This window comes from Sphingomonas sp. AC435 (assembly GCF_979253005.1).
The window spans coordinates 1-236 of the sequence record NZ_CEEDCJ010000114.1; the positions used below are offsets into that span (position 1 = coordinate 1).

The 236-nt window shown below is 74.6% G+C and carries 1 pseudogene; it reads left to right on the forward strand.

Annotated features, from left to right (window positions below):
* Positions 1 to 236 (forward strand): annotated as a pseudogene (locus AC0CH8_RS19140) (SIR2 family protein); the annotation flags it as partial.

Here is a 236-nt window from a genome sequence, read left to right on the forward strand (position 1 = left end):
GCTGGTGGGTGATCGCGACCGCGACCTGGTCAGCGGAGCGGGGCTCGTCGGCGGGTCGGCCTCCGTCGCGGGGTTCCTCGACGCGCTCCGATCCGGCGGCGGTTGGGCCCTCGAGCGGCGCCTAGTCGCCCGCCCATTTCCCCAGCCGATCGCCGGAGGCATGCCCGACGAGGACCCGTGGGTGGCCCTGCGGGCCGAACTGGCCAGGATCGCCGGCATCGTCGTCTTCGTCGGAG